This is a genomic window from Ramlibacter sp. (assembly GCA_019635435.1).
GTDB lineage: Bacteria > Pseudomonadota > Gammaproteobacteria > Burkholderiales > Burkholderiaceae_C > JAHBZM01.
The window spans coordinates 4,388,150-4,404,132 of record JAHBZM010000001.1 but is presented as its reverse complement, the minus strand read 5'-3'; the positions used below and the strand labels follow the sequence as shown (position 1 = coordinate 4,404,132).

Annotated in this window: 9 protein-coding genes; 3 read left to right on the top strand and 6 right to left on the bottom strand. The window is 66.2% G+C overall.

Annotation, left to right across the window (positions count from 1 at the left end):
- The first annotated feature begins 222 nt into the window (after positions 1-222).
- The 3 genes from KF796_21590 (at position 223) to KF796_21580 (ending at position 8,973) form a co-directional block, all read left to right on the top strand.
- Positions 223-4,737 (top strand): DUF11 domain-containing protein, encoded by a 4,515-nt coding sequence (locus tag KF796_21590; GenBank protein MBX3589234.1) that lies wholly within the window; start codon positions 223-225, stop codon positions 4,735-4,737.
- A complete protein-coding gene (locus KF796_21585; protein ID MBX3589233.1) occupies positions 4,734-7,997 on the top strand; it encodes a hypothetical protein in 3,264 nt (1,087 codons plus the stop codon). Before KF796_21590 ends, KF796_21585 begins: the two co-directional genes overlap by 4 nt.
- Positions 7,998-8,373: 376 nt before the next feature.
- Positions 8,374-8,973, top strand: a complete 600-nt coding sequence (locus KF796_21580) for a hypothetical protein (protein MBX3589232.1) — start codon at positions 8,374-8,376, stop codon at positions 8,971-8,973.
- 65 nt (positions 8,974-9,038) lie between these two features.
- On the opposite strand, the gene KF796_21575 is transcribed toward KF796_21580, so the two are convergent.
- The 6 genes from KF796_21575 to KF796_21550 are packed head-to-tail and all read right to left on the bottom strand — an operon-like array spanning position 9,039 to position 15,934.
- Positions 9,039-9,431, bottom strand: coding sequence for a RidA family protein (locus KF796_21575; protein MBX3589231.1), 393 nt, complete (start codon positions 9,429-9,431; stop codon positions 9,039-9,041).
- On the bottom strand, positions 9,428-11,038 hold the full coding sequence (locus KF796_21570; protein ID MBX3589230.1) for an AMP-binding protein: 1,611 nt from the start codon (positions 11,036-11,038) through the stop codon (positions 9,428-9,430). Before KF796_21570 ends, KF796_21575 begins: the two co-directional genes overlap by 4 nt.
- A 2-nt stretch (positions 11,039-11,040) precedes the next feature.
- Positions 11,041-12,231, bottom strand: a complete 1,191-nt coding sequence (locus KF796_21565; GenBank protein ID MBX3589229.1) for an acyl-CoA dehydrogenase family protein — start codon at positions 12,229-12,231, stop codon at positions 11,041-11,043.
- Between the two features lie 3 nt (positions 12,232-12,234).
- The gene (locus KF796_21560; protein MBX3589228.1) at positions 12,235-13,089 is read right to left on the bottom strand and encodes an enoyl-CoA hydratase family protein; all 855 of its coding nucleotides are present in this window, start codon (positions 13,087-13,089) and stop codon (positions 12,235-12,237) included.
- Complete coding sequence (locus tag KF796_21555) at positions 13,086-13,559, bottom strand: MarR family transcriptional regulator (protein MBX3589227.1); 474 nt, start codon at positions 13,557-13,559, stop codon at positions 13,086-13,088. Before KF796_21555 ends, KF796_21560 begins: the two co-directional genes overlap by 4 nt.
- A gap of 2 nt (positions 13,560-13,561) precedes the next feature.
- Positions 13,562-15,934: a bifunctional salicylyl-CoA 5-hydroxylase/oxidoreductase gene (locus KF796_21550; protein ID MBX3589226.1), complete on the bottom strand. Its 2,373-nt coding sequence runs from the start codon at positions 15,932-15,934 to the stop codon at positions 13,562-13,564.
- Positions 15,935-15,983: the final 49 nt, after the last annotated feature.

The following is a 15,983-nucleotide window of genomic DNA, read 5'->3' as shown; positions in this document are numbered from 1 at the left end:
AGCCTGGCGGATGTCAGCACCAGCATCACCATCAGCAGTGTCGTCAGCGCTGGCGATACAACGACGCTGACGGTGACGTACGCCAACGTCGGCGCGAGCCCGGCGAGCAATGTCACACAAACAGTCATCATTCCGGGTACGCCGACCCTCACAAGCATCGGGTCCGCCACTGCCGTTGTGTCGGGCGGAAATACCGTCCTGACCTGGCCGGTGCTGGCTACCATGGCGGCGGGGGCCACCAATCAGTTCACGGTAACCTTTACCGCGCCCAACATCACGACCGGCCTGACTGTCACCAGCACCATCTCGTCGACAACGCCGGAATCCAACACCGCGAACAACACGGCCACGGTGGTCAGTTCGCCGGTCAGATCCCTGCAGTTCAACACGCTCACGGCTGTCTGCGTCAATGATGTGCCGTACCTGCAGTACAACATCTCGACCGTGAACTTCACCGACACGGTGGCCACGATCACTTTTGTCAAGCCTGTTGGCGCCACCGGCACGCCCACGTATGCCTACGGCAGCCAGCCTCTGTCGACTGTAGCCCCCGGATTGCTCTGGCCGGAGGCTGCCGTGGATGGCGGTGGCCGAGGTGTCGCATGGCCGGGCTGGACCTTTGACGGGACAACATGGCTTTATGACGCCAACAACGGGCTGCGGCCCACGGTGACACTGATCGTTTCCGTGAATCCCACCATCACCACCAGCGTGTCGTATCCCCTGGCTACGCCGGCATGCGTCAGCGGCGGCTCGCCCAATGTCGACATGGTGACGACGGTGCAGCTGGCCAGCGGGACCTCTGGTGGAACCTCCACCGGGACCGTGACCTATAGCAATGCGGGAGCGGTGACAGCTACCGGTGTGACCGCAACGCTCCAATTGACACCGGGCCTGACCTCGGTCACCGTAACTGCCAGCGGCACCGTTACTGCGGCCTACAGTTCCGCCACAGGTGTCGTCACCCTCGCAGGGATTCCGGCGATCATGCCTGCGGGTCAAACGCTGACCTTGAGCCTGCAGGTAACTGCGCCACCGGCCATTACGGCGGTTCAGGCCACGAGCACGATCAGCGGAACCTTGCCGGACACCAACACGGCCAACAACACAGCGACCGCCGTTGTTGGTTCGTCGCAAGCCGATGTGAGCGTGACCATCAGCCTTCCGGCGTCCGCCAGCCCGAACTCCGTGGTGGCTGGCACGGTGGTGTTCCACAATACCGGCAACACGCAGGCGGATAACGTGACCCGTACGGTCATCCTGTCCGGCGGGACATTGACCGCTGTCACGGGTGGAACCATCGCAGCTGGCAGCGTGACGGCGACCTTCCCCATTGCCAACCTGCCTGCCGGCACCAGTGCGAGCTTCACGTTTACTTATGCCGTCCCTGCGGCGGGCAATGTCAGTGCCACCGCCAGCATTGCCACCAGCACGACGGAAACCAACACGGCAAACAACGTGACAACCGGTGTGACCTTCGTGGGTACTGCGCCGCCCGATTTGTCGGTGTCGCTGGCGGTCAGTCCCAACCCGCTGACTGCCGGGACGAACACCGTCATTGTGACAGTGGCCAATGTGAGCGGTATGGCTTCGACCGGCACGTTGACGGTGTCGCTGCCCAACGGCGCCACGGTCGGCTTCACCATCGCCACCGCGCTGTCGGCGGGGCAAACCGTGAGTTTCAGCACCACCTATAGCGTGCCGTTGCTGACGACCACTGCCCAGACCTTCTCGGCCATCGTGACCGCCACCACTGCACCGGATATCAATTTGCCCAACAACACGACGACCCTGGTCGCGACAGTCGGTGCGACGTTGCGGGGCCTTGCGTGGATAGATTCCAACCGCGACCGCGTCTATCAGGCCGGCGAAGTACTCTTGCCCAATCTGCTGGTAAGGCTTTACAACGCAGGTTCGGTGGTGGTTGGGACGGCCATGACCGGAGCCGATGGGCGCTACGAAATCAAGGGAATGCTCCCGGGCGTGGGATATCGCGTCGAGTTCTACAACTGCATGACCGTGGGCGCTGCCGCGACCTGCAATGCCATCAACACCACGCCCTACAACCAGGCGGGAACGACCACCGGAGGACAACCCTCCACCGGCGTCACGGCGACAACGACATCCGCCACGGGTGAGGCTATCGGGCAGGCCATCACGGGCATCACGCTGTATGCCGGTGACAACACCGTGGATCAGAATCTGCCGCTGGATCCGCGGGGTCAGGTGTATGACTCGGTGACCCGCCTGCCGGTGGCCGGTGCGACAGTTCGCCTGAATGGACCGGTTGGCTTCAACCCGGCGACGCATTTGCTCGATTTGAATGGCGCTCAACCCAACAACGAGTCCACTTCCGATGTGAATGGCCTGTACCAGTTCATCTTCATCAACAATCCGCCTGCGGGGGTCTACACATTGAATGTGGTCACCGCGCCCGCGGGTTACGTGACAACGCCGGCGGTGCTGGGCGGGGTGGCATTGCCCAACGTCATCGCGAATGTGCCGACTTCGCCCTACGTCGTTCCCAATGCAGCAACCAACATGCAGCCTGGCTACGGCGCGCCCGGGACACCTCCGGTGGGGGTCACCGGAAGTGCTGCGGTCGGCGCGGCAGGTACGCAATATGTGATGACGGCGTCGTTTGCCTTTGGCGTCGGTTACCTCGGTGAAGTGTTCAACAACAACATCCCGCTCGATGCCACGGCAGGTGGCGGCGGTGGTGGTGGGATTGACCTGGCCATTGTCAAGACGGGACCGGCGGTCATCCCCGCTGGCGGTACGGGAACCTACACGTTGAGAGTCACCAACAGCGGACCGACCGTGGCTGCCAACGCCAACGTGACCGATGTGATGCCGGCGGGGCTGACACTGCTGAGCGCCACCGTGGAACCGGTCAATGCCCTCACCCTGAGCGTGACCCCCACCGGACTTGCGGCGACTACGCCGGGTCTGGCGGTAGGCGTCTCCACCGTCACGCTGATCGTGCGTGCCGAGCCCAGCGCAGCGGGCACGACCGTGACCAACGTCGCGAGTGTCGCCACCTCCACCACGGAGACCGACGCCACGAACAACTCCTCGTCGGCCTCAACCTTCATCCCCGGGACCGATCTGTCGATTTCCAAGCAGGGTTCCGCCACCATGGCTGCGGGCGCCACCGCGAGCTACGTACTCAACATCAGCAATGCCGGGCCGAGCACTGCTTCGAATGTGACCGTCACTGACGTGCTGCCCGCGGGTCTGACCCTCGTATCCGCCTCGGTGGTATCCGGAAGCTTCACGCTGGTGACGACCACGGCCGGCCTGACCGCCCTCGCAGGCAACATGCCGGTGGGTGCGGCCAGCATCGCGTTGACCGTCAACGTCGGCGATACCGTGATTGGAACCTTGACCAACGTGGCGGGCGTGACCAGCACCACGCCTGACCTGCAGCCGAGCAACAACACCGGATCAGCGACCTCCGGCATTCTGGGTGCCGACATGGGCATCCTGAAATTTGGCTCCCCCAGCATCAGCGCGGCGGGCACGGCGACCTACACACTGGTCGTCTTCAACAATGGACCAAGCTCCGCCGGCAATGTGACGGTCACCGACGTCATGCCCACGGGCCTCACGCTCATTGGCGCCGTGGCCTCCAACGGCAGCCTGACCCTCGAGTTGACTCCCGACAAGCTGGTGGCGACCGCCGGTGTCATGCGCATCGGGACGACGGCCACGGTGACCCTGACCGTGCAGGCGGCCTACACGGCGACCGGCACGATCACCAATCTCGCCAGCGTGACCAGCACCACGCCGGACCCCACGGTCACCAACAACATTGGCACGGCTTCCTCGACGGTCAAGGAGGTGGAGCCTGGCGTCATCCTGGTCAACAAGACCGGCAACAAGACCGTTGCAGAGGTCGGGGACTCGGTGCAATACACCATCCGCATGCGCAACACCATCGGCCTGCCGGTGACCCGGATCACGCTGGAAGACTTGTTGCCGGCGGGCTTCCGCTACATCCTGGGCACGGCTCGCCTCAACGGTACCGCGTTGGCCGATCCCGCGGGCGGCGTGGGACGGCAACTGGTGTTTGACATCGGAACCATTCCGGGGAGCACGGTCTACGAGCTGACCTACTTCGTCCGCCTGGGCGTCGGCTCCCAGCAGGGCGATGGCGTCAACCGCGCCACGGCCATCTTCCCCGGCGCCCTGGGCACTCCCATCCGGTCGAACACGGCGATCTTCAAGGTCAACGTTCAGGGTGGCGTGTTCAGCAACGAAGGCTGTATCGTCGGCAAGGTCTATGTGGACTGCGATGGCAACAGCGCGCAGAACAACGAAGGCGGCTCGCGTGAGCTTGGCATCCCGGGGGTTCGCCTCGTCATGCTGGACGGCACGTTCATCGTGACCGATAACGAAGGCAAGTACAGCCTCTGCGGCGTCAAGCCCCAGACCCACGTGATCAAGGTGGACAAGACCACGCTGCCCAGGGGCGCGCGCCTGCTGCCGTCGAGCAACCGCAATGCCGGGGTGGGCGACAGCATCTTCGTGGAAATGAGGGGAGGCGAACTGCACCGTGCTGACTTCATCGAAGGTTCCTGCAGCCCAGAGGTGCTGGAACAGGTCAAGGCCCGCCGAGCTCAGGGGGGGGTGAACCTGCCTGAGGCCGACAAGCTCCTGCCGCCCGTGACGCCCGGCTCGTCGCCAGGGACCCTGACCACGCCTGCCCCTGTGCAGAAGGGGGTGATCCAATGAAGACGATGAAGCGCCACAGCCTTCAACGCCTGCCCATGGCGCGGCGCGCTCCCGTGGCCGCAGCGGCATTGGCCCTGTTGCACGGCTTCGCCGCGGCCCAGTCGCAGCCCGCGCCCAACACGACGAGCGCCGACACCCCTGAAGCGCGCAGCCTGTTCCAGTCGGGCGGCCAGGAGTCCATCGGGCCGCGGCCGTTCACCTCGTTCCTCGAGCGCCTGTCCTCGCCCGTGGACAAGATCGCCATCAAGGTCGCGGGTGACAACCTGGCGGCCGATGGCATCACCGCCACCGACGTGCTGGTGCGCCTGGTGGACCGCGATGGCCAGCGGGTGCGAGAGGACGTGGACGTCACCATCGAAGTGGACGCCGGCGCGCGGGTCCAGCTGCCCGGGCGCAGCACCTCCGAAACCGGGGTCGACAAGGGCGACATCGACCGCATCCAGCCGGGTGTCCAGTACACCGTCAAGGACGGCGTGCTCCAGTTCAAGCTGATCGCGCCCTACAAGCCTGACTCGGTCAACCTGAAGATCTCGGTCAAGGGCGTCAGCGAGAAGGTCGTGGTGCGCTACGTGCCCGACCTGCGCGAAATGATCGTGGTCGGGCTGATCGAGAGCCACCTGCGGTCGGACAAGTTCGACCCCCGCCAGATCGTGCCGGTGCGCGAGAACGACGGGTTTGACGATGAGTTGCGCAACTTCACCAAGGAGTTCAACGGCGGGACCACCCGGCTGGGTGCGCGCGCCGCGGTCTACCTCAAGGGCAAGGTCAGTGGCAAATACCTGCTGACCCTGTCGTACGACTCCGAGAAGGACACCCGCAAACGCCTGTTCCAGGACATAGACCCCAATGCGTTCTACCCGGTCTATGGTGACTCCAGCTACCGCGGAGTCGACGCGCAGAGTTCGGGCAAGCTCTACGTCCGGCTGGACAAGAACCTCAGCTACGTCCTGTATGGCGACTACACCACCGCCGACCCGAACCCCGCGCGCTCGCTGAGCCAGTACAGCCGCTCGCTGCCCGGCCTGCGGGCCCACTATGAGGAAGGCGTCGTCACCGCCAACGCATTTGTGGCGCGCCAGTCGCTGTCGCAGATCGTCGACGAATTCCCTGCTCGCGGGGTCTCCGGCCCGTACGGCGTGTCCCGCTCCGACGGGGTGGCCGGCAGCGAGAAGATCGAGATCCTGGTGCGTGACCGCAACCAGACCACCAACATCATCAAGGCCACCACGCTGACCCGGTCACTGGACTACGAGTTCGAGCCCTTCAATGGCCAGATCCTGTTCCGCGCGCCCGTGCCCAGCGTCGATGACCAGCTCAACCCGGTGTCCATCCGCGTCACCTACGAAGTCGACCAGGGCGGCAAGGCCTTCACCGTGGCTGGTGGCGATGTCCAGCTCAAGATCAGCGACAAGCTTTCCGTGGGGGTGGCCGCCGCCCGGGACAACAACCCGGATGCGCCGTTCACCCTGACTGGCGTCAACCTGCACCTGAAGCTCAGCAAGAGCACCGAAGTGATCGCCGAGGTGGCGCATGCCCAGAGCGTGGTGGGCGCCACCTCGAACAACTTCACCACCAACAACAGCAGCAATTTCGCCGGCGTGACCGGGCCCGTGTCGGGGAGCGCCGCGCGCGTCGAGATCCGCCATTCCGATGAAACCCTGCGCGCGCGGGCCTACGCTGCGCATGCGCAGGACGGGTTCAACAACAGCTCGGGCGGCATCACGGGGGGGCGCTCGGAGCTGGGTGTTTCGGGAACCTACCAGGTCAACAGCCGCCTCAGCCTGAACGGCGAAGTGCTGCACTCCGAAGACCGGATCAGCGCCAGCAAGAGCGATGCAGCTTCGGTCGGCGCCGACCTCAAGCTCACCGACCGTCTGAGCATCGGAGCCGGCGCGCGCCACGCCACCCAGAGCTCGGTCACCCTCGTGCCCTCGATCGGCAGCAACTGCCTGGGCGTGGGCAGCGGCACCACGCAGGGCTACAACGTCGGCTACGGCATCAACCAGGTGGGCAACCAGCAGATTGATCCCGCCACCGGCCAGCCGGTCGCCTGCAACTCCGTCCTGCTGCCCACCGGGCCCACCACCAGCCTGGACAGTTCCTCCCTGTATGCCAGGGCCACCTGGAAGGCGACCGACAGCCTCTCCGTCAATGGCGAACTGCAGCGTGAACTGGGCAGCACCAATGCGTCCACGCTGTACCGTGTGGGCGCCGACTGGCAGGTCGCCGAGCGGACCCGCCTCTACGGCCGCTACGAACTGAGCCGGCAGTACACCGGGGCCTACGGCCTGGGCGTGGGCGACAAGGGCAGCAACCTGGCCCTGGGCATTGACACCCAGTACATGAAGGACGGGTCCATCTACAGCGAATACCGGCTGCGCGACAGCTCGGCGGGGCGCGAGGTCCAGTCGGCGCTGGGCCTGCGCAATGGCTGGCGGGTGTCCGAAGGATTGCGGCTGGTGACCAACGTCGAGCGGCTGAACACCAGCAGTGGCGGCGCCTCAGCCGCCGGGGTGGGCCTGGAGTACACCGCCAGCGAGCTGTGGAAAGGCTCCACCCGGTTTGAATGGCGCCAGGACAGCACCAACACCAACTACCTCATGACGCTGGGTGTTGCGCGCAAGCTGGACCGCAACTGGACCCTGATCGGGCGCGACTACCTCAACCTGGTCCAACCCAAGGCGGGTGGGGCCAACCGGCGCCAGAACCAGGCCCAGGTGGGCTTCGCCTACCGGCCCGTGGACAACAACAAGTTCGACGCACTGGGCCTGTACGAGCGCAAGTCCGAGAGCGACCCGTCGGCCGGCCTGCGCAGCACCACCGACATCATCAGCCTGCGTGCCAACTACCACCCCACGCGCGTGTGGTGGGTCTCGGGCCGCTATGCGCTCAAGCGGGTCAATGAGCTGCTGCAGGGCACCATTGACGACAGCTACCACGCGCAGCTGTTCGGCACGCGCGTGACCTATGACGTGACCAACCGCTGGTCGCTTGGCGTGCTGGCGACGGTGCTGGTGGGCAAGGGCGGTGCCCGTCAGTACGCCTACGGGGTGGAGGCCGGCTACGTGCTGGTGGACAACCTGTGGGTCACCCTGGGCTACAACTTCCGGGGATTCCGCGACGATGACCTGACCGGCAGCGACTACACCAACCGTGGCTGGGTGCTGGGTGTTCGCTACAAGTTCGACGAAGACCTGTTCCGCAAGAACGACCCTTCCGTCAACAAGACCCTGACGCCTGGGGCCACCCCTGCCAAGTAACTCCCGATGACGGTTTGCCGGGCGTTCGTGCCCGGCAGAAACATCCTGTACGAGTCGGGCGTCACATCCAATCACGCCATCCGTGCGTAAGAAACCACTCGTAGCACTCAGAAATTACTCAAAGATCAGCTTGTAACTTATTGATTTGATTTGATATTTAAGTCAAAATCGATAAGCCAGCACAGATCCAGCTCCGAGTTTGTGTATTTCTCCACACAAACCGGATCGAATTACTCCCCAATAGGTAACATCTTTTTACAAAACCGGGAGCTTATGTAATATTCTGTATCGGCTTAAGAAATTCCCCTACAGAGCAATGTTCATCCGTTTCATCACTGTCGCTGTGCTGCTTGCCCTCACGGGTTGTGCGCAAACCATGGTCCAGTCCGAAGCGCCCGGCCCCGCCGCGCTGTCAACCGGGCTGTTGCCGCAGTCGCAGCGCACGACCGACCTGCGCATCGCCGCTGACCGCAAGACCATGGACGCGATCCAGTTGCGCCTGCGCCGTCTCAGCGAGCAGGGCGTCGGGCAGAACAATTACCCGCTGGCCAAGGCCCAGTGCTGGCTGGACACCGCGTGGACCCAGTACCACGAGAATGACCGCACCGGATATATCGAGGAGTCGTTGGCAGAGTCGCTGAAGATCGTCCAGGCCCTGGAAGCCGACAAAACGGTCAAGGCAGGTTACGACACGCCGCTGGTGGCCCGCAGCACCAAGCTTCGGGGTGACCTCTGGGCTCAATTGAACGCACTGAAGATGCGTGAATCCACACTGGTCTGCAATGCCCGTTCCGTCGCCTGCGGTGAAGTCCGCCTGGTGCGGGCGGGGCATGCCGAGCAGCAAACCGGCTGGCGCCAGGCCACCACCCACGTGCTGATGGCGGAAGACGCCCTGCGCCGCGCCACCATCGAGGCCGCCAACTGCCACACCCCGACCGCGTCCTCCGGGACCGGCGCGGACCTCAGCAAGCAATAAGAAGCGCCGGGCCAGACGCCCAGGGGGCACGGCAACGGCCTGGCGGGCGGCACCCCTGCCCCGTCTCAGTCGGGGACGACGGCCGTGACCTCGATCTCCACCTTCGCGCGGTCTTCCACCAGGCCGCTGACCTCCACGCAGGTCATGGCGGGGAAATGGCGCCCCATGACCTGGCGGTAGGCTTCGCCCAGTTCCTTGAGGCGCCGCACGTACTCCACGCGGTCCACCACATACCAGGTCATGCGCACCATGTGCTCGGGCCCCGCGCCGGCCTCCTTGAGGACCGCGGCAATGTTGGCCAGGGCCTGGGCGGTCTGGGCGATGAAGTCGTCCGACTCGAACTGCTGCTGGCCGTTCCAGCCGATCTGTCCGCCGACGAACACCAGGGTGCCGCGCGCGGCCACGCCATTGGCGTAGCCGCGGGGTGTTGCCCATCCGGGCGGTTGCAATAATTTCATTCCTGCCTCAATCTGAATCTCTGGAGCTTGCCGGTTTCGGTGCGCGGCAGGCTGTTGACGAACTCGATCTCCCGGGGGTATTTGAACGGCGCGATCGTCGCCTTCACATGGTCCTGCAGCGTCTTGACCATGGCCGCGTCGCCCAGATGCCCCGGCTTGAGCACGCAGAAGGCCTTGACGATCATGCCGCGGGCCTCGTCGGGCAGACCCACCACGCCGCACTCGGCCACGGCCGGGTGGCGCAGCAAGGCGTCCTCGACTTCCGGCCCCCCCACGTTGTAGCCGGCCGTGATGATCATGTCGTCAGCCCGCGCCTGGTAGAAGAAGTAGCCGTCCTCGTCCTGAAGGAAGGCATCGCCGGGGTAGTTCCAGCCGTCCCTCACGTAGTTGGCCTGGCGCGCATCGTCAAGGTACCTGCAGCCCGTCGGGCCGATCACGGCCAGCTTGCCGATGGTGCCGCGCGGCACCTCGTGGCCGGCATCGTCCACCACCCGGGCCTGGTAGCCGGGCACCACCTTGCCGATGGCGCCACGGCGCACGTCCTGGCCCGCCGATGAAATGAAGATGTGGAACATCTCGGTGGCGCCAATGCCATCGAGCATCTCGATGCCGGTGGCTTCCTTCCAGAGCTGGCGTGTGGCGTCGGGCAGGCCCTCGCCCGCGCTCACGCAGATGCGCAGCGTGGGCAGGCCATGCTGGCGCGCGAACGGCGCCATCTGCCGGTAAAAAGTGGGCGCGGTGTAGCAGATGGTGGCGCCGGTCTCGTTGATCAGCTTCACCATGGCCTCCGGCGTGTAGGGCACGTCGGGGAAATACACCGAGGCGCCCGCCCACATCGGGAACACCAGCAGGCCGCCCAGGCCAAACGTGAAGGCCAGCGGAGGCGAACCCATGACGATGTCGTCCGGCGTGGCCTTGAGCACATGGCGGGGCCAGGCCTCGCAGGCGGCCAGGACGTCGCGGTGGGTATGCAGGGCGGCCTTGGGCTTGCCCGTGGTGCCCGAGGTGAAGGCCATGAGCGCGATGTCATCCGCCAACGTGGGGCAGGCCGTGAACTCGCCGCTTTTGCCCGCGCACAAGGCGCCCAGATCCTGCGGATCGTCCGGCGCGTTGTAGTGAAGCACCGTCTTCAGCAAGGGGTGGGCCGCGCGGGCCTGCTCCAGCTCGTCCAGCAGCCGCGCATCGCAGATGGCCAGCACGGGCTGCGCCTTCTCGATGATGTCGCCCAGCTCGCGGGCGCGCAGCAGGGGCATGGTCGCCACCACCACCAGCCCGGCCTTGACCACCGCGAGCCAGGCCAGCGCCAGGCCCACGGAGTTGCCCCCACGCAGCAGCACGCGGTTGCCCGGCTGGAGTCCGTAGTCCTCGGTCAGCAGCCGCGCGATGCGGTTGACCCGCTCCTGTGCCTGGGCGTAGGTGAAGACCACCTGGGCCGAGCGCAGCATCGGCCGGTCGGCAAAGCCCTTGGCCGGCGCATCGTCAAGCAGCGCCTGCACGAGGTTGATCTGGTCCGGCAACTGCAGTTCGGGCAGGTCGTAGCGCAGCTCGGGCCATTGCGCGCGCGGCGGCAGGCGATCGTGGACGAATGGGTCTGTGTGGGCCGACATGCTTACTCCTGCAAGACGGATTTGCCAATGATCAATTGCTGGACCTCGGTCGCACCTTCATAGATGCGCAGCGAACGGATGTCGCGGTACAGGCTCTCGACCCGGGTGCCGACCTTGACGCCCAGGCCTCCGTGCATCTGCAGCGCCATGTCGATCACGCGCTGGGCGTTCTCGGTCGCGGTCATCTTGGCCATGGCGGCTTCGGCGGTCACGCGCACGCCGCCGCGCTTTTCGCCCTCGTCGCGCAGCCAGGCCGCGCGGTAGGTCAGCAGCGCGGCCGCGTCGATCAGCGCCGCCATCTCGCCCAGCCTGGCCTGGGTGAGCTGGAAGTCGGCCAGCGTCTGGCCAAACATCTTGCGCTGCCTGGCGTGGGCCACGGCCTCGGCCAGCGCACGCCGGGCAAAGCCCAGGGCCGCGCCCGCGACCGAGGCGCGGAAGATGTCCAGCGTCTGCATGGCCAGCTTGAAGCCGCCATGCAGCGCGCCCAGCTGGGCGCTGCCCGGCACTTCGCAACCCGTGAACCGGAGCGTGGCCAGCGGGTGCGGGGCCATCACCGCGATGTGCTCGCTGCTGTCCAGCCCGGGAGTGTCGGCGTCAACGACAAAGGCCGTGATGCCGCGGGTGCCGGCCTGCACATCGGTCTTGGCAAACACGCAGTAAAAGTCGGCGATGCCGCCGTTGCTGATCCAGGTCTTGGTGCCATCCAGCCGGTACGAGTCAAATGTGCCGCCAGTCCTTGCTGGCTGGGCACCGGCAGCTACCATTTTCATAGCGCCCGCATCGGAGCCCGCATCGGGCTCGCTGAGCGCGAAGGCCGCGATCAGCTCGCCCCGGGCCACGCCGCCCAGGTAGTGGGCCTGCTGCGCCGGGCTGCCCGCCAGCGTGATGGCGCCGCTGCCCAGCCCCTGCATGGCCAATGCGAAGTCCGCCAGCGGCGAATGGAAGGCCAGCGTCTCGCGCAGGATCACCAGCGCGCGCGAGTCCAGCCGCTGCAGCGCGCCGCCAAAGGCCGCCGGCACACAGTAGCGCAGCCAGCCGGCGTCGCCCAGCTTGCGCACCCATTCGCGGCAGGCCGCGCGGTCATCGCGCTCGTCCACCTGCTGGGCCTGGGCCCAGTCCACCAGCTGCGGGGCCATGGCGCGGTGGGCGTCATCGAAAAAAGGCAGGCCCAGGTGGGCGATGGAAGGGCGCATGGCTCAATCCCCTCCGAAGACCGGCTTCTGTTTGGCCGCAAACGCCTCGTAGGCCCGCGTGAAGTCCTGGGTCTGCATGCAGATGGCCTGGGCCTGGGCCTCGGCTTCAATGGCCTGCTCGATGGTCATGGCCCATTCCTGCTGCAGCATGGTCTTGGTCATGCCGTGGGCAAAGGTCGGTCCCTGGGCCAGCTCCAGGGCCATGGCCTGGGCCTTGGGCAGCAGGTCGGCGGCGTCGTGCAGGGCATTGAAGAAGCCCCAGGCCAGGCCCTCGGCCGCGGTCATGGCGCGGCCGGTGAACAGCAGCTCCGAGGCCCGCCCCTGGCCAATCACACGGGGCAGCAGCGCACAGGCGCCCATGTCGGCGCCCGCCAGCCCGACGCGGGTGAACAGGAAGGCGGTCTTGGTGGCCGGCGTGCCGTAGCGCAGGTCGCAAGCCAGCGCCATCATCGCGCCCGCGCCCGCGCAGATGCCGTCAATGGCGCCAATCACCGGCTGCGGGCAGTTGCGCATGGTCTTGACCAGGTCGCCCGTCATGCGCGTGAACTCGAGCAGCTCGGGCATGCTCATTTTGGTGAGCGGGCCGATGATCTCGTGCACATCGCCGCCCGAGCAGAAGTTGCCGCCAGCGCCGGTGACCACGATTACCTTCACGTCGGTGGAAAAGCGCAGCGCGTGGAACAGGTCGCGCAGCTCCGCGTAGGAGTCAAAGGTCAGGGGGTTCTTGCGCTCGGGCCGGTTCAGCGTGATGGTGCCCACGCCGGCGTCAAACGCCCAGCTGAAATGCCGGGCCTGGTAGCCGGCCCGGGCGTCGAACTGCGCGCGCATGGGGTTGCTGGCGCCAATGTAGTGTTTCATGCGGGCTCCGTGGGGGCTTGGGTATGTTCCTTGACCTTGCCCAGCAGCTTGTACAGGGTGGCCACTTCGCGTTCACTCAGCGCTTCCAGCGCCGAGACGATCCATTGCTCATGCTCGCGCGCCATGTCGTGGAACAGCTTGCGGCCCTTGGCCGTCAGGCGCACGCGGTAGGCGCGCCGGTCGCCGGCCACGTCCACGCGCTCGACCAGGCCCTCGGCCACCAGCTGGTCGGTGATGCCGGTGACGTTGCCGCCGGTCACCATCATGCGGCGCGACAGCTCGTTCATCTTCAGGCCGTCGGGCGCGCGCTCCAGCTGCGACATCAGATCAAAGCGCGGCAGCGTGGTGTCAAACTGCTCGCGCAGCCGGCTGCGCACCTGCTTTTCCACCAGCTGGGTGCAGGTCAGCAGGCGCAGCCACAGGCGCAGGGCTTCGGGGTGTTCGCTGTGGGCGCGGGCTTCCAGATCCATGGTCAGCTCTCCTCGGAGGTTGCTATGTTTTTAATAGCTGATGGTGGCCGCCCCGCCTGGACTCCAAGCTGTTTTTGCCTTGAAATCTCGCGGTAGAGCTGGTCGCGGCCGCTCAGGTACTGGCGCGGCCACTGCACGGCCTGGCTTTCGAGACGCGCGGCCTCGTGCAGGGTCCACGCCGGGTCGGCCAGGTGCGGGCGGGCAATCGCGCACAGGTCGGCCCGGCCCGCGGCGATGATGCTGTTGGCATGGTCGGCCTCGCTGATGGCGCCCACGGCAATGGTCTGGATGCCGGCCTCGTTGCGGATGCGGTCGGCAAACGGGGTCTGGTACATGCGGCCATAAACCGGCCGGGCGGCGCGCGTGGTCTGGCCCGAGGACACATCGATCATGTCGCAGCCCGCGGCCTTGAACAGGCGCGCCACGGCCACCGCGTCGTCGGCCGTGTGGCCGCCGGGGGCCCAGTCGTGGGCCGAGATGCGAACGCTCAGGGGCAGGTGCGCGGGCCAGGCCTCGCGCATGGCGCTGAACACCTCGAGCGGGTAGCGGCAGCGGTTCTCGAGGGAACCGCCAAACTCGTCGGTGCGCTGGTTGGTCAGCGGGGTGATGAAGCTGGACAGCAGGTAGCCGTGGGCGCAGTGCAGCTCAAGCCAGTCGAAGCCCGCGGCCGCGGCCCGCCGGGTGGCGTCCACAAAGGCCTGCTTGAGCCGCAGCATGTCGTCACGCGTCATGGCCCGCGGCACCTGGTTCTGCTCGCCGTAGGCCACGGCACTGGCGGCCAGCAGCGGCCAGTTGGGCGCGGCGTCGGCGCGGCCGCCCGGGGCCACGAGCGGTTCGTCGGTGGTTTCCCAGCCCAGCTGGGTGGAGCCCTTGGGGCCGCTGTGGCCCAGCTGCAGGCCGATCTTCGCGCTGCTCTGGCCGTGCACGAAATCGACGATGCGCGTGAAGGCCGCCTGCTGGGTGTCGTTCCACAGGCCGGGGCAGCCCGGCGTGATGCGGCCATCGGCGTCGGGGCTGGTCATTTCCACCATCACCAGCGCCGCGCCGCCGAGGGCGCGCGCACCCAGGTGCACCAGGTGGAAGTCCTGGGGCACGCCGTCCACGGCGCTGTAGGTGGCCATGGGCGAGACCACGATGCGGTTCTTGAGCTCGATGCCGCGCACCTTGAGCGGGGTGAGCATGGGCAGCACCGGCTTGCCGCCCGCCAGCCAGCCCTCGTAGCCCTCGAGCCAGCGCGCGTCGCGCAGGCGCAGGTTCTCGTGGCTGATGCGCTGCGAGCGCGTGAGCAGCGAATAGGCGAACTGCTCCACCTGCATGCCGCTGTAGCGTTCCACGTTCTCGAACCACTCGGTCGAGTTGCGGGCCGCGTTCTGGATCTTGAGCACCTCCACGCTGCGGCGGGCCTCGTAGCCCTGCAGCACGGTGTCGATGTCGTGGCCGGAGCTGAACTCGTCGGCCAGGTCGATCGCGTCTTCCAGCGCCAGCTTGGTGCCGCTGCCGATCGAGAAGTGCGCGGTGTGGGCCGCATCGCCCATCAGCACGATGGGCACGCTCTTGCCGTTGATGGTTTCCCGGTGCACCCAGGTCTTGCAGACCACGCGCGGGAAGCGGATCCAGATGGCCGCGCCGCGCAGGTGCGAGGCATTGCTGATCAGCTTGTGGCCGTCCAGGTAGCGGGCAAACAGGCGCTCGCAGAACGCAATGGCCTCCTCCTGGCTCATGGTGTCCAGGCCCTGGGCCTTCCAGACGGATTCGGGCGCCTCCACGATGAAGGTCGAGGTGTCCTCGTTGAACTTGTAGGCATGCGCCTGGAACCAGCCGTGCTCGGTCTGCTCGAAGGCGAAGGTGAAGGCGTCAAAGGTCTTGTGCGTGCCCAGCCAGACAAAGCGGCACTGGCGCAGGTCCACATCGGGCTGGTAGACGCTGGCGTAGCGGTTGCGGATGCGGCTGTTCAGCCCGTCGCTGGCGATCACCAGGTCGGCCTGGTACTGGGCGGCCAGGGCCTGGTCGTCGGTCACGTCGGTCTCGAACACCAGCTCCACGCCCAGCGCCAGGCAGCGGTCCTGCAGGATGTTGAGCAGGTGCTTGCGCCCGATGCCGCAAAAACCATGGCCCGTGGAGCGCACCGAGCGCCCCTTGAAGAACACCTCAATGTCGTCCCAGTGGTTGAAGGCGTCGCCGATCAGCCGCGCGCTGGGCTCGTCGGCCTGGCGCAGGTTGTCCAGCGTCTGGTCCGACAGCACCACGCCCCAGCCAAAGGTGTCAAAAGGGCGGTTGCGCTCCACCACCACCACGCGGTAGGCCGGATGCCGCTGCTTCATCAGCAGCGCGAAATACAGGCCGGCGGGGCCGCCGCCAACACACAGGATATTCATGAAGAAATAGTTTAAGCCTAAACAAAACAATGTCAATCCGTCGGCGCCC